Raw genomic sequence first — 25,939 nt, 5'->3', positions numbered from 1 at the left:
TCAAAATAGTCAGTCCCTTTGATAGGAGTAATACCGTTAGTTCCATTAATTCCATTTTTACCGTCAAAATAGTCAGTCCCTTTGAGTGGAGTATATCCTTTATCACCTTTAGCACCATCTTTTCCATCTGTATAATCTACATTTTTAATAGGTGTATATCCAGTGTCTCCCTTATCTCCCTTGAGTGGAGTACCATCAATAACACTTTTATCAAGTTGTAATCTAACAGTATTTGCTATATCAATAGTCTCTCTTAAAGTAGCATCCATTTCAGTAGAATCTAATTTAGTAGAGTTTACATCAGCAATTAATTGTGTTAAAACTGGTAAATCATTAGAAGAATCAACTTTAATTCCACCTATTTCATCACCTACAGTATAATTAAACTTCTCAGACGTTAGCCTTGTAGCACCCTCATATACTTCTACTGTAACTACAACTAATCCCAAACAAGCAACACCATTTAAGTCTAAATCCCAAATAGCCTGACCATTTACTATTTTAGTACCATAAATGACCTTAGTATTATCTAATTTTCTAATATTTACAGTAATAGTCTTATTATCAAGGAATACTTCTTTTACGTTATTAGTAATATTAAATATAATCCTATTTGCATTGTCATTACGTACAAATTTAATATTAGGAAAATCAATTCCATTTAATAAATCTACGTTTACAACATAACTTTTTGCTAGAACCTCAATTTCCATACATGCTCACCATCCTTTCACATTATTTTATATATTATTTATTTTTCTTTCTTGATAAGGCTTTCTTTTTAGGAATAACTTTATCTTTAACTTCAACAACTTTTATAGATTCAGTAACTTCAAATTCCTCAATTTCTTTAGCAATATCTATAGTAGGCTCTGTTTCTATAATAGGTTGCTCTGTAACCTCAATATCCTTTATAGATGGTTCGTCAAGCACTTCAGCAATTTCAATAATTTCATCAACTATATTAATGCCATTCTTTTTTCTCTCATGCAGTATGTAAATAGTTTTAACAAAGTTATCGTGCCACTCTTGACTGTATTTTCGTGTATTATTCTCCACCATACTTATATAATTTCTACTAATTTTTAACTCTTTTGCTATTTCTGTCTGTGTTAATTCATGTAATAATCTTAGATGTTTCAATTGTCTATAATCTAACATTTTAATTTATCCCTCCTAGTTATCTCCATTATTAAAGATCAATTTTTCTATTATTGATTTTAAAATTATCTTTGTATATGTCATATTTGTAATTTTCTTATATAAGACTATCTCATCTATATTGATATATAATTGTTTAGGTTTTCTATTGGAATAAGTTTTATTTATATAGCCTATATTAACTACAATATATTCTGAATTTGCTATAAACCCATTTTGTTCCACTTTTACATATTCTAAATCAATTTTATTTCCTTGAACCTCAAAATAAATACCAAATTCATTTCTAAATTCATTAATTATATCCTCTATAAATCTTTTACTATTTAATTCTCTTTCTATATTTATCATTATTAATAATCCCTCCTGTTATTGTTTATAAAAACTAAAAAAAAGGGAAAGTAGGGAAAATCCCCACTCCCCCTAATTATGAATATGTATTATACTATTGTCTTTCTGATTACTACGACTCCTGCATCATTTGTTAATGCTACTGCATATATATAAGTTCCAATTACATCAGAACAATGGTATTTTTCTTCTCTTTCTTCTTTTACATCTATAACTTTCTTCTCCATGTATGAAAGAGCATTTACTTTAACTATCAAAGTGATACATTCAGCTTTAACTGAGTCATATGTTCCCTTATCGCTTACAACAACGGGTATACCTCTAAAGTAACCTATAACACCATTTACAACGATTCCGTTACCTTGAACAGTATCAGTTCTTCCTGCTCCAACAAATTCAGGCATGTTATAGAAACTTGCAGATACTAAAGAGTTAATTAATATTCCACACATAGTGTCAGTATCCTGTTCATCGCCAAATTTAAGTATTCCAGCATTTATTTCATCAGCAGTGATTGCGTTTGCTCCTACTGTAGCTGATTTAAGAGGGCTAGTTAATGCTACTGTCATTAAATCAGTATCTAATTTTCTTGCTAGAACTATTGCCTGTTGTGAATTTGCTTCTTGAATAGAGTTACCAAGAGCAGTCATATCATCAATATCATAGATTCTTACAATTTTATCTATCATTTTGATTACTGCTTTGTTATCAACTTGTTCCATTTCATCAATTGCTGATTGTGTTCCTTTTATAACTACTTGAGCATCTGATAGTGCTTTATATTTAGGAAAACTAACTGTATCTCCTTCTGTAGTGTTTTTAAGTATTCCTAAATTTTGTGCCATTCCTGCTAATTTTACTTTACCTAAAAATGATTCTCTTAAAATCTCACTGTAAACTACTGGTACTATTAAACTCATATATATTACTCCTTTTCGTGACGGATGCCATTTTGCATCTCCATCAATTACAATTAATATTGTTAATAATTTGTATTACTTTATTTTCTTTTTATATAAAAAGCACCTTGAGATTTCCCAAAGTGCTTAATCTATCATTTTATATTATGTTATTTTGATAATTTACTGTACAGTGTAGGATTACTTGTAAATAAAGCTGACCTCTCTACATAGTTTAATTTCTTAAATTGATCTTTAGTCATAGATTCATTGTTAGTTTTGTGATTAGTAGGCTTATATCCGTTATCTACTTTTAAAGCTTCAAATACTGCCTTTAATGATGTAATTTCAGTTTCTACGTCTTCTGCCTTAACTGTCTGTAAATATTTAGCTAATTCAGTTGGTAAACCCTGTTTTTTCAACATATCTGACGTATTTAGTAGTTTTTCTTTAGATGTAGCCAAGTTTTCTCTTTCCTCTACTGCTGATAATCTTGCATCTATAGCTTTTTCAGAATCAGTTTTAGCTATTGGACTCAACTCTGCAATTTTATCCTCAAACCCCTTAATCTGTTTTGAATATTCAGTTCTAATCTTATCGGTTTCAGATTGTGTAAACTTAGTAGAGTCCTCTTTAGACATAAACTCTTTATAAGATTCCTTAGTTGTGTTTGTAGCTTCATTTACTAATCTTGTTACTTCTGCTTGTTGTTCTGTTGTAAATTCCATAATTAATAACTCCTTCTGAGTTCCCTATAATAATCCCTTATGTAAAGTTACTATCATAAAACCCTCAATTTTATTTTGTATCATATTTTTTATATTTTTATATTGTCTTATTTCTTGAACACAATTAATAACTACGTGTTTTATAAAACCTAAATACGCATATATTCATACATAGGCTCTAAAAACACGTAGTATTATTGCTTATTTAATTTCCACTTAAATATTTAACTCTCAATTCTCTACGAGATATTATCCCATTTGTTTCTGCCACAAGCCAAAAATATCCAATTACATTCTTTGTATTTGGATTGAGACGACATGACGTTGGTAGAACATTGTCGATTAAAACAATTAATTGAGACGGAGTAATACTAGGATTTTTTGAGCTTTGCTCAAGGGTAAAGGTAAATACCTCTCCTGTCGTAATAACAGTTAAATCACTATTAACAATTTTTTGTGTTCTTACATAGCCAAGACTCACTGTGTCTACATCCGTTTGAGTTGTAGAAGTAACTATTTTGTATGATTTTTCTAATACTTCTGCAATAATATTAACTGTTATAGTATCGCTTACATTCATATAATTACATGTAATAATTGCATTCCCTACTGATAATCCTGTTACTACTCCATTTGAAACTATAGCAACACTTGTATCAGAACTTGAATAAGTTAATGTACTAGGTGTACTAGCAACTCCATCCTCTGTACAATTTGCTACTATTGAATAAGTAGTATTTACTGTTATATTTGAAGTAGGATCAATTGCATCAATAGTATAAGTATGAGCATTATAATGAGTTTGAATAGATTGAGTATATACTTGACCAGTAAGTTTATTAGTTACTGTTAATACTATATTACCCTCAATATTTTTACCAACTAAAATAACACTACTATTTGTTGTAGATACTATTTGAGCCAAACTTTCATCACTTATTGTAAATGTATAATCTAATGTACTATCTACTCCACTCTCATCAATAATCTTATATGTATTTTGTATAGAATCATTCATAGAACTATTTCCAGTAAGTGTATATATTTCTACTTTTGCAGATATAGTTACATTTAATGTAATAGATTTATCATAATATGTAATTACGATTACTGTAGAGCCTACGGATAAGCCTGTTATTTCTCCATCTGAAGACATAGTACATATACTAGAATCTCCTACCACAATACTTAATACTGGATTAGATTGTATAAGATTATCTCTAGTACAAACTATGTTAGTTTGATAATTTCTAGTATTCTCTAAACTTATATCTTTCTTATCTGAAGTAAGAGTATATTCATAATTTGTCGTGACAATTGGAACAGTTTCATTATATGCTACTTGATTTACTTTATCATCGACAGAAGAACCATCATTTGCTGATATTAGTTTAATAAATATAGTACCTTGACCATTAACAAAGTTTGTAGAACCCTCAGCACCTTGTACTTTCCAATATTGATGATTTAAAATAAATCTAAAAGGTTTTGTAACGGACATAATAGGTGTAATTTCATTTATTTTACTAGCTCCCACTTCACACGTAATAGTATTATCAAGAGTATCAAAATATGTACCATTTGTTACGTTAATTGTACCGTTAAATACAATAGTAGGAATACGAACTACTCCAAGAACTCCATCTATTGTAGCATTATATCTAAGTTCTTCAGTACATTGTCTTATTTCAGATTCATCATAATACAACTTAGATAATACTTTACTATGTACAATATAAGTATCTAATCTATTAGCAGATTCATCATAGTAATCTATATAATCACCAAATTTCATAACACTTTGTTCCATTTGTATATTCTTAATAAAGTTATTACTAGTATCATCTACCAAAATAGCCTTATAAGGTAAATTTCTTTTTATAACATCTACTCCATATTTTTTCTTGAAATTATTATAAGCATTTTTTACTCCATCATTCATATATCTATATCACCTCTCTCTCCTTAATATTATTTTAATCACTCAATCGCCGTTCGGCTATTATCTCCTATCTCTAGTAAACATCATATGAACATTACTAAATTCTTCAGAACCTTCAATTTGAATAGTTGATATTCTAACTTTAGCATCTTCAATACGTTGTCTTATCCATGCAATAGCAACATCTGTACTAGATATTCCAGTTACATCTATTTTTCTCATACAATCAACATCATTACCTAATGTCTCAAATGTATCTACTACGGATAATAGTAAATTACGTTGCATAGTAGTCTTATCATATGTAGCATCTGCTATTAATGAGTTTTCAGTTAAGAATACTGTATATTCAATATCTGTATAATAATCTTTATTAGATAACTCTAATTTGAATCGTTCTAATACTGTCATAGTTTCAACTCCTTATTGTAAATTTTATATTATGTTAGGCTAATGGTACTGTTTGTAAATTATCTGTATATAATAGATCAAGTGTTAGTACATTATATTGTTTATGTACAACAGAAACACTTTCATGTGAATTTGTAACAACCACTCCATTTACAGTATTTGCTATAGCAATAATTCTATCAGCTATTTCACACTCTCTATTAAGTTGAGTTTGAGTTAAAGCATCATCAAGTATAGAATAATCTATAGGGCATATTATATCTATTTTTATAGAGCCAGTTTGTTCTTCTATTAAAGTACAATTTTCTCTACGTATTACAATTGTAGAATCAAGATTATCGTGAAATTCATCACCATTATTATATAAATATACTCTCTTATTTTCATTATAAATATTATCTTCTATGTCAGGTTGAACGTTAATATCTCCACTCTGCCATTTATATGTGTCCTGTAATGGACTTCTAGTATTATATATTACTAACCTTAGTATTTCTTGATTTGTGCATACCTTTGTTAATATTTCAAATTGTATTTTTGTTAATTTTGCTATTTTCATTTTAATTAAACCCTCCTATTATGTATATTTATTTTATTAATTTGTTATGAATATAAGTCGATACCTCATATGTATTCAGTTTGATAATGTGTTATAAATATACTATGAATATAATTATAATATGGTTGAAGCGTAGTAATATAGCCATTATGAGCGATTGGGAATAACCAAACGGTTAGTGTAACGACTGATAGATATATATAGATATGATTGGTAATTATGATATGATACGGTCAACGTTGTCCTTAATTAAGAATAGTTGATATGGGGATATGGGGATATGGAACGTAGGAATATGAAATATAGTTGGCTCATTGTGTGCAAACGTAGGAATATAGCCAAAGTTAAAATTTACTGTGGGTAAAAATTACATTAACTAAGACGTATAAAAGAGAAGAGGGGTAATCGTATATTATTTTGTCGTTCCTTGTGATTGATTTGATATGATTTCTAATGTATCTTTGATATAATTAAATCTATTCTTATAACATTTATACAGTATGATTAATTAACCACGCAATATAAGCACATACCTATGGCACATGCTCGTTGTTGCTATACTATTATAGATTCAAGTTATTATATACATTCACTCTATCTTCTTTAGCTATACCAATATACCTCAATGTAATCTTAGGTGTTGAGTGATTGAATATATCTTGTAGCACTGTAATATCAATACCTTGCTTATATGCCCAGTAACCAAATGTTTTACGTAATGTATGAGTGCCTATAGTCTCTGTAATACCTATTAATTTTGCACCATCTGATAATACTTGCCATGCTTGAACTCTACTGATAGGCTTATTATTGCCTTTTCTACTTCTAAATAGAAACCAATCCATCCCATACTTATTATCTAATGAAGATAAGTATTCTTTGATTCCATTTGATGCAGATTTATTAATTGTAAATGTCCTAGCTTTCTTAGTTTTACCTTCATGTACAGTTACTTCAGGCTTAACCTTTCCATTAATAGTAATTACATCTGATATTCTAAGTCCTAATAAGTCTGATACTCGTAATCCTACATTTATACCAATAACGAATAATAAATAATCTCTCATGTTATTAGCCTTTAGTATTCTCTTCATTCCCTCTATTTGTTTCTTTTCTCGTATAGCATTTACTTCAATCATTGTTGCACCTCCTTATATAACATATTATACTATTATTATAGTTTATGTTAGATTGAAATGCAACACTATTTAAAAATATATTTAATATAGTACGTGAGCATAGTCATAGCCTTATCTATCAACATATGCCCAATCTAACTCTTCATAGTTCTGTTAGATTCAGATTGTAAAGATACTATAAAATTTTACTTTTAATCAGTCTTATATCATGTGCCTATATGCCTAGTTGTGTTCCATTGACCCAATGTATATATAAGATATGTAAATACGTATTTATACATAGTACATACTATACCTATATGATATACCTATACACTACCTACCTTGTGGACACTGGCACACAGAGTACATATAAGATATACCTACATACACTATACATGAGTCATACCAACACATACACCTATATAGCATAGACATAGTATGGTACGTGTAGTATACACACACCCTATATCATTAGACATATACCTACATGATTAGACATGATTAGACAATACATTTAATGGAATAGATAGAGTTGTTGTTTGTTTGAATAATCGGTGCTAATATATAGAACAATATACTCATATTATCCACCTATCATAGTTACCCTATTACATTGTATTAACTAATAACTATTATCCATTAACATATACTATCATATACCCTACATATATCAACACTTAACACTCATATCATACTCACATTACGTATCATTATGTTACCATATTGTCATACACATATCACTCAATATAATCTCAGTACATACTTATTTATCCACACTAATATTAACTACATTATATATGATACATTACTACATACATATGTCTATCTATATATCTATATACATCTACCTATATACTACTATCTTATTGTCTTATATCTCAGGATTATAATAGCAATTACATTTCACATGCCTTGGTAAACTTATACAATCATCTATATCAAATACCTCACCATCCGAGTTAGCACAGTCACTACACGTACCTACTTCGAGTACAGAACAATATATTACTCTCTGAATACCTACCTCTCTATATCCATCTATAAGAGCAACGTTATACATACGACTAATCTCATTATCAATTAATCTATCTGTAATATCTATTCCTTTTTTCTGGAATACTTTATCTATGCTCTTATTAATAACCTCAATAGAACTTCCTAACTTTAATTCCTTCTTGATATTCTTCTTAACATTATTAATAAACATTGCTTTATTATCTGCATTTCTCATTACATTAGTTTTACCATTTATCTTAACATTTACAATACTCAATATACTCTTATCAATAAGTTTACTAATACTATTTCTATCAATAACTTTATATTTAGAAATAATAGATATACTCTTATTATAAGTATCTGTATAAGTTTTATATAATAGAGTACCCAAGATAATATTCTCTTGTTTAGTTAGATCACTACCAATTTTATCTATATCCTTATCAAGTAATCTCAACTCTTTAGTTATATTCTTATTGGTAATACTAAGTTTATTATCCTTCATATACTTTATATATATCTTACCTATACTATCCTTTAATATATCTCTATTATTTCTATATTGTATCATTAATTTCTTGAAATCTTTACTATTTTTATAAGATAACATAATAAGAAATAGAGCCACCAATTCCTTATCTTTCTTGTCATTATCCTCTTTATTTAATAGTTGTGGCATTTGTATCCACCTCATCATTCACATCTGAAGACTGAGAATTATCTACATTATCAATATCAGTAATATCTACTTTATCTAAGTTAAGAGAATCATCTTCTTGTTCTTCTTTAAGTCTATCGAGTTCTTGTTGCACATCTCCTGTTAGGGGACTTTTCTCTATAATAGTTCTCTTAGAAATAGAATCCATTCCAAATTGTTTAACAAGATTATCTAATAACTCTGTCATATTTTGTGGTCTACTATAATTAAATGATACTCCCACATATTCATCATCTGTGAATTTAATATTATCTTTAGCTAATAGTTTATCGAAAATTTCAAATCTCTTTTTTAATCCCTTAGTGACACTTTTTTCACTCAACATTGCGAGAACGTCGGCAAGTTGATAAAGTAGCTTTAAGCTAACCTCACTAACATTTGCTATGTTACCTCCACTAACTATTGATGGCATATGTGATACCATATTTAACTTCTGACCTAATGTATCTAAGTATAATTTAATTGTACTATAATCCATTTGAGCATTAAGATAACTAGCACTACACCCAGCTTCTAAAGCTAAGGTATATCCTACTGCATCACTATTCATTTCACCATCTAAAGGTTGTCCTACTGTTGCCAATAAAGGATTTAAAGTTAAAGTATATATACTATCACCCATTTTACTTAATAAGTCCTCTATTTCATCTAATATAGGTTTAATAACATCAATTAGACTTTCTCCATAATTTTCATCTGAATCATTAGTATTATGATAATGTATTGGTAATCCACTTAAATTAACAAACGAATCTGTCATATTTAATCCATTTCCACCCTCATTATTCCACGTTTCCACTCTATCTTCATAGTAAACTACATAATATGTAATGTTATTTCTCATCCAACTCTCTATAAATGCAACATAATCATTAGTTTCTGAATAAACTGGATTTCCGTCAGCACTATCTATAACTTTAGCTTTTATAATCTTATTCTCATCCCTATATATATACTCATAACTGTCACCATATTTATACATCTTATCTGCATTTGTATAATCTATATCATTGAAATTACCTAGACGATATATCTTTTCATATAGTGTTACTTTAGCTTCAGTACCAACTAATGATAGTGGTTTACCTAATAGATAAGTTGAATGAAAATTTAATATAGTCTTAGCTTCATTTATAATAAGTTTTCTTGTTATATAAGTTGCTTTTTTATATATAAAATCTTTTTTCTTTAATATCTTATGACAACCAGTTAAATAATCCTTATTCGCCAATACATTGCTATATCGAGCAACATTAAATCCTTGTTCAACTTCATCTGCAAACCATGTTTCTTTATTGTTGGGATATACTTTATCTATGTAATTGTTAATATCCATTAAATATATTCACTCCTTTCGCATAATTTTATATTATTCTAGTTAACTTTTAAATTAATCATTATTTCCCCATCATTTAATCCATGAGCACATTCACATAATCTTGATTGTGAAAATTGTTTATGTACATCTATTCCATCATTAAATACATTATTTAATTTATCTAAAATTTCTTCATCTGAACGATTTAGACTAAATCTTAAATATTCCTCATTGTATTCAACTTCTATATATTCACTACAAAAAATCATTCTTATACGATAGTCATAATAAAATTGTTTCTTAACTTCCATTCCTCTTTCATTAAATACTATATTTCTATCTACTAGTGCATTTAAAATTTCCTCTGTATCTTCATTTATATATATTTTCATATTATTATTTACCTCCCATTACCACTTATATTGAAACTTCTGCTTATGACTTTGAATTGCCATGCAAACACTCATGATTAAGTCGTCATGATTTCCTGACGTTGCAGACATCTTATTATTTTCAGATACAAATGTTTGCATTTCTCCTAATAGTCTTTCTGAATTAATTACCATTAAATGTTTATCAAATAATTCCAAGAAGTCATTAACAACAACACTTTTAGTTTTAGTATTAGTATCAAATCCTATCTCAAGTTTAGGTCTATTAAATTCATCAAATGTCTTATATTTAAGCATGTTCATATATTTATATTCTTTACGTAACCTAGAGATTGCACTTCCTCCACCACTAGCACGTTCTATACATAGCAAACCCCTATTATAAAAATGACCAATTGAATTAATAATTGTTGCCATTTCCCAAGGTTTAATTTTATTGTTTGCGAACTCTGCACATTGAACCATATCTTGATTAAATACTTCAATTACATGATAGTCTTGATTTAACCCCTCACTCATATCTACGCCAATTGAGTATTTTTCTCCAATCTTAGGTAGTTCCCATATAAATAAATCTTTACCATATAAAAGTTTTAATTCTATTGGTAATATAATATTTGCCTTAGCTATTGGTTTAACTTTAGTCAATTTTAAAGCCATCATAGCTTGATTAACACGTTTGCTATCAAAAATACTTGAACCAGTTTGTATAAATGCTTGAATAGGAGTATTAGGATACTCTTGATGAAACTTTTCTATTCCATCTGTTCCCACTTCTCGTCTTCTCCAAATTAATTGAGGAATGGTGCAACCCAACTCTACAAGTTCCTTCTCTTCCTCATCAAAATCAGATTCATCTAACATTACATTATCATGTATAGCCATATATTCCTCTGTAGCTTGTCTATACTTTTCTGCAAATAAACTACTAGCATTTATCCAACTAAAGAAGAAATCTTTCATACTTATTTCTTTATTCTTAGCCTTGAAAAATAAATCATGGTGTAAATTAATACCATTAGCAGTAGATTCTAATATTAATGTACTATTATTAGTTAATGTTTTTCTAACAGAACTTAAATGTCTACTAGCATCTTTTACAAATGCAAACTCTGTAAAATGTACAAAACTCTTACTTCCACCCCTGCCAAGGTCATTATTACCTGCACATACACATGTGATCTTGCTACCATTAATTAATTTCAATTCTTGCCTATTATTTGCCACTAATTTTACTGATAACCATGATGGTAATGAATTATATTGCTCTTTAAGTTTGTCGAACACGTCGTTACAACTCTTTTGGTCATAACTTACCATCAGACAACTACTATTAGGGTGTATAACACATTCTCTTATCATTAAGGCAATAGTACATGTTGTCAATCCTATTTGCCTTCCCTTCAAAATTACATTCTCTCTACCTAAATTATCAATAAAATACTTCTGTTCCTTAGTCAATATAAATGGAACTACTTTTTTATTCTTATCAACTATTTTCACAAATGTTTGTATCCATAATATTTTATTTTCATCTTTCCATAGGAATTTTAATTTCAACATATCAGAATTTGTAACTTTACTCATTTTCTTCACCAGTCATATCTACATTTAATCCTGCCATAAAATCATGTATTTCTGAGTCTTCTTCCTCTTTAAAGAAATCACTAGAATTAAATTTACTTAACCAGTCTGCTGACTTCACATCACCCTCTAAGGCTTTATTTAACATGACATTGTAAACTTTAAGCATATTCATATCTTTAGTTTTCTTAGTCCATAACTTAATAGCCTCTTGTATATCTGAACGTGTTAAATGATTACTCATTGCATAATCGTATTCAACTCCATTAAGTAAATGTTTAATGGCATCGTAAGATTCTTTAGACTGATCTGAAGTACAATACCACTTAACAAATTCATATAATTTTCTATTGGATAAACAATCCATGATACTATTTTTAAAATCCATTGGTGATACCTTTTCAGCTTCATCAACAACTTTTTTCTCTTTTGCCATTAAACTTCACCTCTTTCTTATATTATTTTATTTTGTTATTGTCTTATCATATTTAGGTATAACTATACTGTCAAAATATAATTTGCTAAATAAATCTTCATTTATTATAGTGTGTTCCATATTATTTTCTAATTGTATTGGTTCAATTTCCTCATTATTTTCTTCTAACCATATAGGTTTTTTACTAGAAGTATAAACCCATCTACTCGCACCCAAAATACTTATATATTGTTTATCCATATCCATATTTACATTGTGTTTCTCTAACATTTCCATGATTGCCTGTGGTTTATATCCATTTTCTTTAAGATATAATATATTAGAAATTAGTTCTTCACTGTATTTTGACATAGGATTTTTAGAGCCAATATTTGCCAGTCTTCTTTTTTCTGTTGTAGTACCATCATTTTTATTACTTGAATGTCTGTGAACAGTATTATGTGAGTTTACTATCGTATCTCTATACATGTCGATATATAGTTGCTCCCACACACTCATACATTCATTTAATTGTTCTTTTTCTAATGTACTCATATTTCTATATACATCCATTGTTTCAATCTCTTTTAATATAACAAACTCCAAACATTCCATATCATATAGTTTTTGCATTTCTGCTTTGTTTGTGTCTGCATATTGACCACGTTTAAGGAAATATAAATGTCTGCCAAGTGCTGAAACTACCTCCATACTACTGCTACCTACGTATATTGGTACTCCCTCCTTAGTTTGAATTGCATAAATTCCTAATACGTGTAAATTGTCCTCTGTAACTTTCATTTTTGATTTCATAATTAATATTCTCCTTTATGCTTTTGAGGAAAAGCCTTAAACCATATATTTTTTCAGCATCATCTCAATGTGCTTAAATTTCAAAATTTATGTTGCGTTTGACATTTAGTTATGTTATAATAAATTGATATATCATTGCTTGTTACGAATAAAAAACGATATTTTACATTCTTGATAAGTTGATACTGTACCAACTCTTTGACTGTGGACTGATTCCACTATATTATCATCGACTCCTAGATTGTTAAAGATAACGTCTATAAAACTCTTATCAAAATTTCTAATATCAAAATCTTTCTTTGCAGTATAATTTATAAAAACCTCTATAGGTTTAGTAAAATCACATTCCCATTCTTCTATACTTGGTGTTTCCTCTGTAGGAAAATTTCTTATCCAATTCTTGTAGGCATCTGATTTATATGTACCACCATTACTATATTTGTACATGTAGTTATTGCTGAAACCACTAATATCAAGTGTTATAAATTCTGATTGTCTAGGATATGTATTCATATTATTTTCTAATTGTTCCTGAAGTTTCTTAATGACTTTCGTCTGACTTGTTTTTATGCCACCATTTTTCTTATTACTTAATTTAATAATATCTGTTTTAATATCACATATAAGTTCTTGCAACATTAATATTTCACTGGCTTTCATATCAAGTACATTGGTATTTATTCTCTCATGTAATGTATTAACTACTATGGAGCATAATTTAACCCTATCTACATTGTTGAGCCTTTTAGCTTTCCATTCTATTTTAGATAATTCTACAAATTGCTTATAATCTTCTACAATACTCTTACTATTAGTGAAAGTTTTTCTAATTCTATATTTGCCAAACTTCCTCTCATAATCTATTGCTGATTCTGTTGCACCCTCTAATATAACTACACCTTTAGTCCTTAAATCTACTAACGTTTTTCCTACCCATAACATAAATTGAGTTGCTTTTTCATTATTAGCTTTTCCAATTAATGGATACATTATATATTCTTGAATATAATCACCGTTGCCAAGTTTGGCAATGCCTAATTCTGCTAATTTTTCATTAACTCTTGCCCATCTTATTGTTTCATTTCCACTATTTGCTATAGTAGTCCATCCACAAAATTTAGCAATTTCATTTATTCTAACCTCACTAGTACCAGTAACCTTATTTGTTCTAAATCCTACCTCTACACCATTAAATTCTTGTACAGATATTATATTATTATCACTTGAACCTCCTAAAACTTTATTTGTGTTTTTGCTCATGTAATTTAAGTCCTTCCTTTTTCAACAACTTTATGTTAGTTGTCAACTTTGTATGCTTAAAGCATCAGAACATAATACAAATGTCTACCCTCTAAAGAGGAAGGACTAGTAACCCAATAAAGAGTATATTTGTGTTATGTTCTCATGTTTCAATTACATACAACTAAATCTAGGCTATGGGGTGATAATTATTCACCAAAACCTTATGTATTATTTTACTTTACCAATCTCAATTATTTCTTCCATAATTTCAGATATTTCTTCCAACCTAGACAAAATACTATGTTGATCTTTGTATATTTGTTTTTGGTCAATTGCTACCATTTCTATATCTTTAGTCATTTTTTTTATTTCATCAATTAATTCCATTAATAAACACCTCCAATTAATATATGTATATGTAGTTTTTCATTTTCTCCCAACATTTTAATTGTAATAAGATATTTTTATTATTTGCATTACCTTTAATTATTTTTCCATTAGAATCAAGTATTAATTTATCTTCTAGTAACTGAATTTCCTCAACTACTTTATAATATAAATTACTATTCATCATCATCATCAAATCTATATATTTTTACATATATATTACAATAATTTATATCTTTCATATACTTAAATACTTCTTGTGCAGTATCACAATCTATGTAATTCCAATACCACATTCCTTGTGCATCTATGCAAAAATCTTTAACATGTTCATTAATTGATGGATTGGTATTTATTAATTTTAAAGACTCCCAGTTATTGTTTTCTAATGATAAAACTGTCTCTAAACAACTACCTGTACATTCAGTTATATAACGTTTTAATTCTTCTTTTGTTCCATTGTTCCAAATGTCCATTACTCCTTCACACACAGATTTAATAAAATTTACTTCATCTTCATTAAAATTAATCAAATTTACACAACCTTTTCATTATATTTGTCTAATATTTTAATAGTTTTATTATTAATTTCTAAAATTTTATTGCATGATTCATCAAATTTAATACAAAACTCTTCAAACTTTCTATCTTGTCTTTCTAAACTTTCTATATATTTATTAGTATTTCTCTCAAACATTTCAGAACTTCTTTCATAATTTTCTTTTATAATTTGTGTAACATCTTTTTCTATTTCAGTCATTATTATTACTCCTTTAGCTTTTAGAGGAAAGCCATAACTTAAATTTTACGCACCTAGTCTCACTATATTTGTGTAACTTTAAATATCAATTAAGGTTGGATTTTTTATTGTGAATCCTAACACTTTGCGTGGAAATTATATTTCTATAACAGAAGAATATTATTCTCCTTGCACCTTTTGGTGTCCTACACTTAATACATTTTCATTATTAATCTTGAAGGGCGATGGTATCGAACCACACGAATGTATAAACGTTCCGAATTTTTAAATGAAAGAATATAAACAATTATGTAGAACTATCACATAATCATTTAAAGCCTAATCATATAGACTTTATTAATCATATATATTTAATATATAACCTAAAAATCTATATTTATTTTCATAACCTATTGTATTCGTATTTTGTTAGTGGTATAATTGTAGTAATGAAGTATATAATCATACATTAAAAAATATATAATAAAAGTAGGAGATTAACCCCTACTCCCTGTTGATATTTTTAATATTGATTCAACAAACAATTGCTATAGCGTTACCTATTATTAGGTAGAGGAAATTTTTGCTTATTACATACTCTTCCCCTTTATCTAACTTTTAAATAACACACTTTTCAGCCTCTTAAACGTAGGTAAATAGGGTCTTGTAGGGTGTTTTAAGTATCTGTTTTCGCCCCCCACATACTATATAAACATTTCTAATAACTTTGTTCCAAATGCCCTAAACATTATTTCTATTGTTATGCTCTCTATTCCACTAAGATAATCAACTTTTACTTTCTTAACTTTTTTAATTTCTTTAGTTGATTTTACCTTCTTAACTTTTTTCTTTGTCTTATCTACTTTAACTTTCTTAACGGTATTTAATCCTTTCTGCATAGTACCGAACATATCAGCCTTATTTAATTGTAATTTTCTTATAAGTCCAACTGTTTTAGCTTTAGCATTTTGAATATTATCAAGTTTATCTTTATAACTCAAATCTGTATCTATATTATATGTAGTTATTTTACTGTCTAAATCCTTTATAAGTTTAATTACTGTTGCAACCTTATCATTATCACTTACATGATGACTTGCATTAACTAATTGAATTACTTGGAATGTAGCACTTCTATTACTATCTTTAATAGTATCAAGTTCATCCTGCAACCAGTTCATGGGAGTCTCCATCTCTCTATCATAAATTTTATTTTCCCACGCTTCTTGTATTATTGTATTTGCTTTTAATAATTCGATTAATTTCTTATCCTTCTTATCAACTTTATCAATTCTATTATCAGCACAATATTTTTCTATGATAGGAGCATCTAACATTTTTCTATGTTTTTTATTAGTGGTTTTACGTTGTTTCTTAGATTCATTATCACCAATAAATTTAAAGAAATATGGTTTAATTCTCCTTTTGTCCAAATTAGTTAGTTCAATATTTTTAACATTAACTTTATTCTTAATTCTATCAAGTTTATTTTGATTAAACATATTAACTACTTCTATTCCATGTTCTAATGCTATTATTCTATCTGTTAATAAAATTAATTCTTCATCTGTTAACTTAACAATAATATCTTCTTGTAATGATTTTCTTGCTAATCCTAATGGTTTAGTTATTAATTTTCTTGCAATTTTATCTGTTGTTTCAACACCCTCTAATTCGCTTTCTAACGTCTTAATTATGTCTGTTGTTGACACTACCTCTTCATCTGTTAACTTCACTAGTGAATTAATTCTTAGTGTATTTTGTAGTCCTCTTAACTCCTTAGATAAAACTTTTCTAGCTATAATTTTTATTCTATTAATTTCAATTTTCTTATTAGATAATTCAGTTTTTATTACTGCAATTTCCTCTCTAACTTTTAATACTTTTTTATCATCAACAAGTTCCATTCCTATTTTCATTTTTTCTAATTCTTTTGTAACATTTAAATGTTCAAATGTCTTTTTGCTCTTGTCAATTTCCACCTGAGAAATACTCGAAAGTTTACTAACTTTTTTGAAAAGATTATTAATTTCTGTTTCTACTTCTATAGTAGGAGTAGGATTTTTATATCTAATATCATTCATTTTCGAGTGGATCTCCATAGATAAATTTATTACTGAACCTATGTAATTTTGTGCAATAATTGTATCTACACTACTCATATTTAAGCCAGTTAATTCTTTTTTATTATTCTTTTTATCAGGTTGTATATCATTTTGTGGAATAGGTGTTACTATTTCCTTTATACCCTCTGTGGCAACTGTTACTATTCTACTACAAGCTGAAATTATAGTTTTGTCTATGGTTAGGAGGTTGCAGTCAATATCATAATCTTCACCATTATAAATCGACAAAATGGGACTTAGTATACTGTTCAAATATACAATACTTGGAGAAGTTACCATATATTTTTCAATCTCTTCACAATATTTATTAACTTGAACACCACAATTTGAAACCATAATATGAGGGTTACGGAAACCAACAACGTCCATAGTTTCCTTGCCAAATCTACTACAATATAATTCATTTCCTACTAATGTAGATATAGGATTTTCTCTATCAAATTCTCCTACGGTAGATAATAATAATTCTATAGGATTCCCACAGGCAATTGCATAGTCACAATTATTTATATGGATTTTACCTGCTCTAAGCTTATTTTTATATGCAGTAATATAATTTTTTCTATAGTCTTTGAATACTTTACTTTGTGCAAATTCGGGTTTCTTTTTACATAATTCTATAAATGCACCAGTAGCATCAATATTACTTTTAACTTCAAATTTAGCATCAATTTCATCTTCAATGTTAAAACTATCATTCTTAGTTATCTCTTGTAGAAAGAAATCTAAATTATTCTTTAAATCCTCTACATATTTTTTATCTTCAGTAACTAACTCAATTAATTCCTCTTTTGTGAATGGAATAGTATTCAAATGCTGATATGATAATGTGTTTCTATAGTTAGTTATTTTTCCATCTTCATCTTTTTGGCATAAATAACTAGCCTTGTCTACCTTGCATATGCCAAATTTAGTCCCACAGTTATCTTTCCAATAAGCCAACCATGCACCCTCACCATATTGAACGTAATCAACTTTCTCTGCTAATACTACATGATTATATTTAGCTAGTTTAATAGCTGAAGGAGTCGTAATGAGGTCTATATTACATACTTTTATCCAATTGCCATACATATCTTGAATTTCATAAGTATCATAATCTAGTCTTTCTGCAATATCATGTAATTCATTATACTTGTTAACTTTATCAATATAATTATGAAAGAATAATGATATACGACCACAGAACCCAGCACATTTCATGTACCGATTTCTTAATAATCCTACACTATGACCAAAAAGTATTGGATTGCATTGGAAAATCTTATCAGATAAAATTCCTTCTCCATCCCAAATGCTATTTTTTTCTTGTGTAGTAACTGTTTCTGTTTCTAAATCATCATTAACTAAATAAGTTTTACTCATAGTCCAGTCGAATTTACTCTCGAAGTCCTCAACGATTAATATGTGGGAGGGTTCAATTTCTATTTCACCGATTACGCTCGATAATGGTAAACTTTCATATGCACGAATTGAGCCTATATCTTGTTTACCTTCAAATTTTAAGTTCATTCTCGCCCAATCTAAATTTTTATCTCTTATGCTAGATAAACAAAACATATTCTCGCCAACTCTCGATTTTCCACTTGATCTTTTCCAGTTTTCCATTTTATTGTTGTTAAATTTGAAACCATCTGTATAACTCCAATCTCTTAATTTTCTAGTTCCCATTACTCCGATAACTTGTTTATCTTCAATCATATTATATTTAGTATTATATTTAACATTTACAATATCTAAAGTATATTTTTTGCCATCTATCTCCTTAATTTCAATATTATCTATTAAATCTTTATTCTCTATCAATTCAAATGAATAATCCAATTTACCTTTAAGCAATTTATCTATGTATTTCATATTTATTGCATAGTCTCCTGTTTCATTGTTTAGCTTTTTAAGCCACATTGCCTCGATTGATGGTATGTATAATCCTTCTGTTAAATCTTGCGCATTATTATTTGTCAATATTAAAAACTCCTTTCGATACTTATTTTAGATTTTATTTTAGATTGTTCTCTTATTCCTATTAGTGATTTTTGTGAGGTCATTCAATAGTTGCTGAGTTTTTGCGAAACAGAACACCTTAAAACCTTGCCTTTCGGTGTTTTCTTGTTCAAACATCTGGAAATTACCTAAATCCCTGAGTTCTACTGCTACTTTTAAACTAAATATTTTCTTGATACTATTTTCCATATTAATAATTCACTCCTTTTGGTATATTTTTGATAATTTATATGATTCCATTATTTATATACCTTGTATGATATATGTTGAGAGATATATGTCAAAGTTAAATAAAATACATTAAACGTCTAAATCACATATTATAATAACGTGCAAAATGTATGATAGGCTGTGATGATCCACTCAACTTAGTCCAAAAATGAGCCTTATCACCTAAATATATAAATATAATTTTTTGTTAAGATTATAAAAGTTATACTTATATAATATCACCTCAACGACTATCTGTCAAGGTCATGCTATAAATATATTACAATTACCTTAATCTGCTATAAAGTGTTGCTATTACTACATTCTCGTTCAAAATAGTATTTACTGTATATTAGAATTGTAATAAATATAAATAAACTTTAACTATAACATTTATTTATGCAATAGTTCATTATAATAATAAAATTAATAACATTAGTTGTCGGACGTAGTACGACAAATACATAAATAAAAGCGAATAGCTTTTTTTGTGGATTTCTCCTTGTTGGTCTTTCTTTTCTCTATTCTATTACAGTATTAAGTTGAGCCAAGCTCAAGTCCTATATCGGACAGATAATCGCTGAAGCGATACCCTACATTTTAATTTTATTGCTTAACTTTGTATCATTATAGTAATTGGAGAGTTAAACATACTTGTGTCCAAAAGCAGGACAAAAGTATGTACTGTTCGTTTTACCTTAAAAGATTGGTAAAATTCTCAATATGTATTTATATTTTATGATTTCATACATTCCAAACTTTACCTAATAATTTAAAATTTATTTTTACCCCTATTTACTATATAATAATAATAGTAATTAGGGGTCACTTTATATTACTTTTTTATATGTGCTCTTACTAATCATATATGTACTAAGTATTTCAACTAATTTAGTATTATGTTCTTTAGCCTTATTAAATTGTTTAGATGTCAGTCCAATTTCTAATAACATAGATTTACATTTAATTTCTTCACCATTCCATGTATTATCAATCCAACTCAATATTTTTTGTGGATTAGTTTCTTTTCCATCCTTAGTTTTTCTAGTTTTAATAGTATCTACCATAAATTCTATAGGTTCAGTTTCTTGCACTATCTTAATTTTAAATCTAGTCTCAACTCTGCCAATCATATCCTCATACATATTGAATACATATATATGTACCGGTGTAGTTGTATCTGTAAATTCTCTAATTTTAGTTCTAAATATTTCTTGCTCAAAATCAACTAGTAGACTTGAAATCATGTATTTTTGTATGTTTTTATTTCTAAAGTCACCTTTAACTAATTCAAAACTCTCTACTAATGATTTCTTATCTTGTGGAAACTCTATCATTCCTTTAAAAAATTCTACATTTTGACCATATAACATTATACTTAAATATCTTGATATGTACTCTACTTCTCTCATTCTGTTAAATCCTAAATGAATCATATTAGTACATTGATTCCAGTTGTTTTTACCTTTCGTCGCACCAAAACTAGGAATATTATCATCCAACTTTACTAAATTCAATTCATTATTTAACTGTTTGTCTAATATGTATTTTACATCCTTATATGTTACTAGAAAAAGATCCTTACAATTTGAAAATCTACTTTTTAAATAGTCTGCACATACTTTCAATTTCTTGCAACTATCCTCTGTTATTGCCCATTTTGCCATATTGACAGGAATGTTATGTATATCTAAGTTGTTGTAGTCTCTTTCATCATCAATATCTATATATTGGTATATGTCTTCATCTAAATAACTCATATCATAATGTGATGTAGCATCAAAAATTATAGTCTTGATTCCAGTATTAATCTGCTTAAGTCCTAAAGTCCTAAAATATCTTATATTAGTTCCTTTTTTATCTGTTGAATTACAGAATATTCCACCTTCATCAATCCATAGTTTTACTAAATAACCTATTCTACTATTTATAAATTTATTTAAGTACTTATCACACATATCAAAGAATTTTGTATCATTAGTTGTTAGAGTTGCCCCCTCAACTGCTGAATATATATCAATTTGTTTGCCATTAATAGCCATTTTATTTGATAACTCTGTTATATTAGTAACTATATTTTGTATTTCTGTTAGGAGATAATTTTTATTTTCTACGTCTTTAACCTTGTCAATTACTTTTGCATGATTAATTGCATCAATAATTATAGCAAAGAAATTATTATCAACATTCATCATGTCAAATATTTCAGGTTTCTCGTCAATTATTTTAATAGTTCTATCATGTTCCTCTTTCTCCTTATCATTCCATACATTAAATATATCTATTTTTTCATTTAACATACTAAGTCTTTGAGAAGATATTAATACTATTGGATAGTTTGCTTGTTCTTTTCTCTGAGCATATATAGTTGCATAATATTCTTCATCGGTTTCATACTCTTTTTGAGGTGTATACTGTAATAAATATACTCTATGTCCTTTTTTATTTTCTAAAGTTCCATCAACAAATAGTTTAAAGTCCTCTAATTTTTTGATTTTATCAGTTACTATTATTGCTCCCTCATTATGGTGTGTAGAGAATCCATTTGTTAAATTATCTACTAATATTTTCATTGCACATTGTATCAATACAGACTTACCAAAACCACATTTTGCAGATACTAAATTTATTTTACCATTTTGTAATTGACCAAATATTAATTTTGCAGTCCTAAAAGCGAATTCTTCCTGTTGTTCATTAATTACAGTTCCAAAACTTAGCATAGTATCCTTAAAGAGTTTCATAGTCTTATCTACCATCATTTTCCCCTTGCTATCTAATTTGATTATATCATGTACACCTACTGTTCTAGTTCTTACATCAAACTCATAAGAGTTCATTAAATTTTTTGATATTATACTATGTTTATTTATTTCTTTTGCCATTAATAATCGCACCATCCTTAATTTCTATTTTATCTACCCAATTCTTTTTTTATAGTTAATAACTTACCTATTGTTTGTGTTAGTTCCACGGAATCCTCAAATGAATATTTAGCATCTTTACCATAACCAAACTGCATAAATCTAAATCCAAAAAATGCCAATCCTTGTGAAAGATATTTATTATCAATCATTCTATAGTTAATTTTATTTTTCACTTACAACAACTCCTTATATTAAATTTATATCATTTTATTTCTAGTAGGGAGAACACTACTCCCTCACCTATTTCTAATTTGTTTCTGTATGCCATAACCTAAATATTTATTAAGACTTGAATGTTGGGGAATAGGAATACTCTTTACTCCATCAGAATAAATTAAATGGCTACCATTCTGCCTAATTGGGGCATAGCCTTTTTCTAATAATAAATTATCCATAACTTCACAATCAATAATTTTCTTAATTTTATCCTTTTTAATATCAATTATTGTCTTAGGTGCAGTCAATTCATCATAATAATCTGCTTTTTTAGTTATTATTTTCTGTAATGGTATTAATATTTCATCTATTGCATTTTTATAAGCTTGTACAGTATCTCCAATTGCACCATTAATAATAAAAGTTATTCTATCAACAAACTTTTTAAATTCAAATTTTAGATTATTTGTACTTCTATCAAAATGTTTAAATTCTGACATTGCAATGAGTTCCTGAAGCCCATCAATTTTAGGTTGTATGGATTCTTTTATTTCTCCAATTAATTCATTCGTAAATTCTCCTACTATTTCAAAATATTTTTCTATATCCATTCTTGCAGTATCTAATTTCTTAAACCTCTTATCATATTCAGGCATATTCTTTTCATAACTCTCTAAATCAAGCATTTGTGCCATAGTTTCCTTTAATTCTATACTTAAATTCTCCATTAACTTATACTTTTCTTGACCTTTTCTATCTGAAAACTCTGATACAATATCCGTAATTTCTGCCATGAAATAGTTTTCTATCTCATATTCCATTTTTTTAAAGTCTTTCATTAATTTCATATCTCTACATTTCATTTTTACCATTATTATCATTCTCCCTCCTATTTTATATTTTTTCAGTTTATATATTTAACCAAAATTCTTTTTTTCTTTAACAACTTTTATAGTTTTCATTTCACCATTTTTAATTTCACATACAGATTTAACATAATTATAATTATCAGCATAACAATCTTGTTTTTTATTAAATAATTCAAGTATTTGGGAAGGTAAAACATTGCATCCAATCTCAAACGTATTTATTATATTTACATTAGTATTTTTAGCAAATTTATTATTCTCTTTAAATATATTAATTCTTTTAATCTCACTATTTTTAAAAAATCCACTTTTCCTATTAGCAAATTCAAATTTATTTGTTTTCATTTTTAATCCTATTTTGCCGTTCTGTTCAAGGAACTCTTTATCGTTATTTTGTGTTTCTAAGTCCCTTATTACTTCGTTATAGCTATATAGCATCTCGATTATGTAATCATATAAATCTTCATATTTATCTAAACAATTCATACTTTCTATGTAATTATCTGTATGTCTAAAATTACGCATACAATCGTGATTACTAATTCCACCACACCAACTCAAAACAGTTAAGAAGACTGGACTGGCATCTCTATTTTTACCTTTAATATTTTTATAAATATGTTCAAACTCCTGTTCTACTAGAGCATGTATTAATTCATGTTTGATAATAGATTTAACTTGTCTCTTATAATACTGTCTAAGCCAAAAAGTTGGCATCTTGTGACAACTATATATTGTTAATTTATCTATTAGAATAATATGTTTATTGTCTGTAAAATTATATTGTCCTGCTTGGGATTTATCTTCAAAATTTGCTTCTTTAATAATAACCTCACATCTTAACAATTTTTTTTTCTTATATGGAAGCATTTTCTTTCTTAGTATTTCGATTTCTTCTGTCAGTAGTACGTTTAATAATTCTTGTCGTGATTTTTTACATGTTCTCTTTATAAATTCCATAATAATAGTCTCCTTTTCGCTATTTATTTTGATTTTTTTACCTACCTACAACTGATCTATAACTTAAAAGTGCGTTAATTAAAAATAAAAGTGCGTTTAATCTTGACACTTATGTCCAATGATGTTAATATGTTAGTAATAAGAATATAATTAAATAAAATTTTAATGAAAAAGCAATGCAGAAAATAGTCATAATATTTCCTGTTATTTGGGTACATAAAAACCGACATTTTATAATAGAATATTTTAATATAAAAACACCAATGACTCTGTTTGGTTTATTTGTGTTTACTGATATATTTTATTTTTTAATAATTAATTAGTATTTTTTCTAATAATATGATTGCTCTTTGAGTAAGTTTTCTGTTTTCTCCTTGTCTCCATCTACAGAATACGGAACGTTCTGCTCCAATTTCTTTCCAAAAAAATACTGGCTTAACACCTTTCTTCTCTATCAAATAATTAACCTTTTCTTGTAATTCTTGAATTTCCATTACTATAATACCTCCTTTGTCACATTTGTTGCTTAAAAAATATATATTTCACTTCATAAATTTACTTTTAATTCTAAGTATGGAAAAATAAATTTATTTCTTTCCATTTGGAAACTTCGCAAAGTTAGTCATAGCAACATCTATACTATGTTGTTGACAATTTTTTGCTGTTTTTATGTTCATTTTTTTTATTTTATTGTCTTGTCTGTACCTTTATAAAACGTTTGTTTTTTCGCTCTTAAATCCCATGCAAGTGTTGATATACCTATCATGTAGCATGTTTTATTGACCCATTTTCTTCCCCCTCCTTGTATTCCCTTTCCATTTATATCTTTTTCCATGATACTTAATTCCTGTTATGCAGACTATACCTAACCCAACTAATCATTTATTATATTTTGCGAGACGTAATAT

Annotated in this window: 27 protein-coding genes; all 27 read right to left on the bottom strand. The window is 27.7% G+C overall.

What is annotated here, in order from left to right:
* A partial coding sequence (locus tag KPL54_RS12175) for a hypothetical protein (protein WP_216106810.1) occupies positions 1-713 on the bottom strand: 713 nt, incomplete at its 3' end.
* A 34-nt stretch (positions 714-747) separates the two neighbouring features.
* A complete protein-coding gene (locus tag KPL54_RS12170) occupies positions 748-1,161 on the bottom strand; it encodes a helix-turn-helix domain-containing protein (RefSeq protein ID WP_216106809.1) in 414 nt (137 codons plus the stop codon).
* Between the two features lie 15 nt (positions 1,162-1,176).
* Positions 1,177-1,512, bottom strand: coding sequence for a hypothetical protein (locus KPL54_RS12165; RefSeq protein ID WP_216106808.1), 336 nt, complete (start codon positions 1,510-1,512; stop codon positions 1,177-1,179).
* 89 nt (positions 1,513-1,601) lie between these two features.
* Positions 1,602-2,432, bottom strand: coding sequence for a hypothetical protein (locus KPL54_RS12160; protein WP_216106807.1), 831 nt, complete (start codon positions 2,430-2,432; stop codon positions 1,602-1,604).
* Positions 2,433-2,581: 149 nt separating this feature from the next.
* A complete protein-coding gene (locus tag KPL54_RS12155; RefSeq protein ID WP_216106806.1) occupies positions 2,582-3,139 on the bottom strand; it encodes a capsid assembly scaffolding protein Gp46 family protein in 558 nt (185 codons plus the stop codon).
* A 205-nt stretch (positions 3,140-3,344) separates the two neighbouring features.
* Positions 3,345-5,081 carry a hypothetical protein gene (locus tag KPL54_RS12150; protein WP_216106805.1) on the bottom strand — a complete coding sequence of 579 codons (1,737 nt, stop codon included), beginning with the start codon at positions 5,079-5,081 and terminating at the stop codon, positions 3,345-3,347.
* 60 nt (positions 5,082-5,141) lie between these two features.
* Complete coding sequence (locus tag KPL54_RS12145) at positions 5,142-5,492, bottom strand: hypothetical protein (protein WP_216106804.1); 351 nt, start codon at positions 5,490-5,492, stop codon at positions 5,142-5,144.
* A 34-nt stretch (positions 5,493-5,526) separates the two neighbouring features.
* Entirely contained in the window at positions 5,527-6,051 is a 525-nt protein-coding gene (locus KPL54_RS12140; protein ID WP_216106803.1) for a hypothetical protein, read from the bottom strand.
* 563 nt (positions 6,052-6,614) lie between these two features.
* Positions 6,615-7,190, bottom strand: a complete 576-nt coding sequence (locus KPL54_RS12135; RefSeq protein WP_216106802.1) for a site-specific integrase — start codon at positions 7,188-7,190, stop codon at positions 6,615-6,617.
* An 853-nt stretch (positions 7,191-8,043) separates the two neighbouring features.
* Positions 8,044-8,850 carry a hypothetical protein gene (locus KPL54_RS12130; RefSeq protein ID WP_216106801.1) on the bottom strand — a complete coding sequence of 269 codons (807 nt, stop codon included), beginning with the start codon at positions 8,848-8,850 and terminating at the stop codon, positions 8,044-8,046.
* On the bottom strand, positions 8,831-10,225 hold the full coding sequence (locus tag KPL54_RS12125) for a phage portal protein (RefSeq protein WP_216106800.1): 1,395 nt from the start codon (positions 10,223-10,225) through the stop codon (positions 8,831-8,833). Before KPL54_RS12125 ends, KPL54_RS12130 begins: the two co-directional genes overlap by 20 nt.
* Positions 10,226-10,263: 38 nt before the next feature.
* On the bottom strand, positions 10,264-10,599 hold the full coding sequence (locus KPL54_RS12120; RefSeq protein WP_216106799.1) for a hypothetical protein: 336 nt from the start codon (positions 10,597-10,599) through the stop codon (positions 10,264-10,266).
* Positions 10,600-10,617: 18 nt separating this feature from the next.
* Positions 10,618-12,186, bottom strand: a complete 1,569-nt coding sequence (locus tag KPL54_RS12115) for a phage terminase large subunit family protein (RefSeq protein WP_253203446.1) — start codon at positions 12,184-12,186, stop codon at positions 10,618-10,620.
* Positions 12,179-12,619, bottom strand: a complete 441-nt coding sequence (locus KPL54_RS12110; RefSeq protein WP_216106798.1) for a hypothetical protein — start codon at positions 12,617-12,619, stop codon at positions 12,179-12,181. The genes KPL54_RS12115 and KPL54_RS12110 overlap by 8 nt, the downstream gene beginning before the upstream one ends.
* 27 nt (positions 12,620-12,646) lie before the next feature.
* The gene (locus KPL54_RS12105) at positions 12,647-13,411 is read right to left on the bottom strand and encodes a hypothetical protein (protein WP_216106797.1); all 765 of its coding nucleotides are present in this window, start codon (positions 13,409-13,411) and stop codon (positions 12,647-12,649) included.
* Between the two features lie 132 nt (positions 13,412-13,543).
* Positions 13,544-14,671: a hypothetical protein gene (locus KPL54_RS12100; RefSeq protein ID WP_216106796.1), complete on the bottom strand. Its 1,128-nt coding sequence runs from the start codon at positions 14,669-14,671 to the stop codon at positions 13,544-13,546.
* A 210-nt stretch (positions 14,672-14,881) separates the two neighbouring features.
* Entirely contained in the window at positions 14,882-15,040 is a 159-nt protein-coding gene (locus KPL54_RS12095) for a hypothetical protein (protein ID WP_216106795.1), read from the bottom strand.
* Positions 15,041-15,216: 176 nt separating this feature from the next.
* Positions 15,217-15,573 carry a hypothetical protein gene (locus KPL54_RS12090; protein WP_216106794.1) on the bottom strand — a complete coding sequence of 119 codons (357 nt, stop codon included), beginning with the start codon at positions 15,571-15,573 and terminating at the stop codon, positions 15,217-15,219.
* 2 nt (positions 15,574-15,575) lie between these two features.
* Positions 15,576-15,800, bottom strand: a complete 225-nt coding sequence (locus KPL54_RS12085) for a hypothetical protein (protein WP_216106793.1) — start codon at positions 15,798-15,800, stop codon at positions 15,576-15,578.
* A 683-nt stretch (positions 15,801-16,483) separates the two neighbouring features.
* Positions 16,484-19,870 (bottom strand): hypothetical protein, encoded by a 3,387-nt coding sequence (locus tag KPL54_RS12080; RefSeq protein ID WP_216106792.1) that lies wholly within the window; start codon positions 19,868-19,870, stop codon positions 16,484-16,486.
* A gap of 39 nt (positions 19,871-19,909) precedes the next feature.
* Complete coding sequence (locus KPL54_RS12075; RefSeq protein ID WP_216106791.1) at positions 19,910-20,098, bottom strand: hypothetical protein; 189 nt, start codon at positions 20,096-20,098, stop codon at positions 19,910-19,912.
* Between the two features lie 851 nt (positions 20,099-20,949).
* Positions 20,950-23,004, bottom strand: a complete 2,055-nt coding sequence (locus KPL54_RS12070) for a hypothetical protein (RefSeq protein WP_216106790.1) — start codon at positions 23,002-23,004, stop codon at positions 20,950-20,952.
* 29 nt (positions 23,005-23,033) lie between these two features.
* Positions 23,034-23,219: a hypothetical protein gene (locus KPL54_RS12065; protein ID WP_216106789.1), complete on the bottom strand. Its 186-nt coding sequence runs from the start codon at positions 23,217-23,219 to the stop codon at positions 23,034-23,036.
* A 63-nt stretch (positions 23,220-23,282) separates the two neighbouring features.
* Positions 23,283-24,083, bottom strand: coding sequence for a type II toxin-antitoxin system HicA family toxin (locus KPL54_RS12060; protein ID WP_216106788.1), 801 nt, complete (start codon positions 24,081-24,083; stop codon positions 23,283-23,285).
* A 36-nt stretch (positions 24,084-24,119) separates the two neighbouring features.
* On the bottom strand, positions 24,120-25,031 hold the full coding sequence (locus KPL54_RS12055) for a hypothetical protein (protein WP_216106787.1): 912 nt from the start codon (positions 25,029-25,031) through the stop codon (positions 24,120-24,122).
* A 308-nt stretch (positions 25,032-25,339) separates the two neighbouring features.
* Positions 25,340-25,525: a hypothetical protein gene (locus KPL54_RS12050; protein ID WP_216106786.1), complete on the bottom strand. Its 186-nt coding sequence runs from the start codon at positions 25,523-25,525 to the stop codon at positions 25,340-25,342.
* Positions 25,526-25,713: 188 nt separating this feature from the next.
* The gene (locus KPL54_RS12045) at positions 25,714-25,866 is read right to left on the bottom strand and encodes a hypothetical protein (protein WP_216106785.1); all 153 of its coding nucleotides are present in this window, start codon (positions 25,864-25,866) and stop codon (positions 25,714-25,716) included.
* Positions 25,867-25,939: the final 73 nt, after the last annotated feature.

The sequence above is a fragment of the Clostridium estertheticum genome, from assembly GCF_018861295.1.
GTDB classification, from domain to species: Bacteria; Bacillota; Clostridia; order Clostridiales; family Clostridiaceae; genus Clostridium_AD; species Clostridium_AD estertheticum_D.
This window is presented reverse-complemented; position numbering and strand designations above follow the sequence as displayed.

What these genes read in the sequence shown, in the direction of transcription:
- KPL54_RS12170 (WP_216106809.1), bottom strand. Translation starts at nt 1,161, where the DNA reads ATGTTAGATTATAGACAATTGAAACATCTAAGATTATTACATGAATTA.
- KPL54_RS12165 (WP_216106808.1), bottom strand. Translation starts at nt 1,512, where the DNA reads ATGATAAATATAGAAAGAGAATTAAATAGTAAAAGATTTATAGAGGAT.
- KPL54_RS12160 (WP_216106807.1), bottom strand. Translation starts at nt 2,432, where the DNA reads ATGAGTTTAATAGTACCAGTAGTTTACAGTGAGATTTTAAGAGAATCA.
- KPL54_RS12155 (WP_216106806.1), bottom strand. Translation starts at nt 3,139, where the DNA reads ATGGAATTTACAACAGAACAACAAGCAGAAGTAACAAGATTAGTAAAT.
- KPL54_RS12150 (WP_216106805.1), bottom strand. Translation starts at nt 5,081, where the DNA reads ATGAATGATGGAGTAAAAAATGCTTATAATAATTTCAAGAAAAAATAT.
- KPL54_RS12145 (WP_216106804.1), bottom strand. Translation starts at nt 5,492, where the DNA reads ATGACAGTATTAGAACGATTCAAATTAGAGTTATCTAATAAAGATTAT.
- KPL54_RS12140 (WP_216106803.1), bottom strand. Translation starts at nt 6,051, where the DNA reads ATGAAAATAGCAAAATTAACAAAAATACAATTTGAAATATTAACAAAG.
- KPL54_RS12135 (WP_216106802.1), bottom strand. Translation starts at nt 7,190, where the DNA reads ATGATTGAAGTAAATGCTATACGAGAAAAGAAACAAATAGAGGGAATG.
- KPL54_RS12130 (WP_216106801.1), bottom strand. Translation starts at nt 8,850, where the DNA reads ATGCCACAACTATTAAATAAAGAGGATAATGACAAGAAAGATAAGGAA.
- KPL54_RS12125 (WP_216106800.1), bottom strand. Translation starts at nt 10,225, where the DNA reads ATGGATATTAACAATTACATAGATAAAGTATATCCCAACAATAAAGAA.
- KPL54_RS12120 (WP_216106799.1), bottom strand. Translation starts at nt 10,599, where the DNA reads ATGAAAATATATATAAATGAAGATACAGAGGAAATTTTAAATGCACTA.
- KPL54_RS12115 (WP_253203446.1), bottom strand. Translation starts at nt 12,186, where the DNA reads ATGAGTAAAGTTACAAATTCTGATATGTTGAAATTAAAATTCCTATGG.
- KPL54_RS12110 (WP_216106798.1), bottom strand. Translation starts at nt 12,619, where the DNA reads ATGGCAAAAGAGAAAAAAGTTGTTGATGAAGCTGAAAAGGTATCACCA.
- KPL54_RS12105 (WP_216106797.1), bottom strand. Translation starts at nt 13,411, where the DNA reads ATGAAATCAAAAATGAAAGTTACAGAGGACAATTTACACGTATTAGGA.
- KPL54_RS12100 (WP_216106796.1), bottom strand. Translation starts at nt 14,671, where the DNA reads ATGAGCAAAAACACAAATAAAGTTTTAGGAGGTTCAAGTGATAATAAT.
- KPL54_RS12095 (WP_216106795.1), bottom strand. Translation starts at nt 15,040, where the DNA reads ATGGAATTAATTGATGAAATAAAAAAAATGACTAAAGATATAGAAATG.
- KPL54_RS12085 (WP_216106793.1), bottom strand. Translation starts at nt 15,800, where the DNA reads ATGACTGAAATAGAAAAAGATGTTACACAAATTATAAAAGAAAATTAT.
- KPL54_RS12075 (WP_216106791.1), bottom strand. Translation starts at nt 20,098, where the DNA reads ATGGAAAATAGTATCAAGAAAATATTTAGTTTAAAAGTAGCAGTAGAA.
- KPL54_RS12070 (WP_216106790.1), bottom strand. Translation starts at nt 23,004, where the DNA reads ATGGCAAAAGAAATAAATAAACATAGTATAATATCAAAAAATTTAATG.
- KPL54_RS12060 (WP_216106788.1), bottom strand. Translation starts at nt 24,083, where the DNA reads ATGATAATAATGGTAAAAATGAAATGTAGAGATATGAAATTAATGAAA.
- KPL54_RS12055 (WP_216106787.1), bottom strand. Translation starts at nt 25,031, where the DNA reads ATGGAATTTATAAAGAGAACATGTAAAAAATCACGACAAGAATTATTA.
- KPL54_RS12050 (WP_216106786.1), bottom strand. Translation starts at nt 25,525, where the DNA reads ATGGAAATTCAAGAATTACAAGAAAAGGTTAATTATTTGATAGAGAAG.
- KPL54_RS12045 (WP_216106785.1), bottom strand. Translation starts at nt 25,866, where the DNA reads ATGGAAAAAGATATAAATGGAAAGGGAATACAAGGAGGGGGAAGAAAA.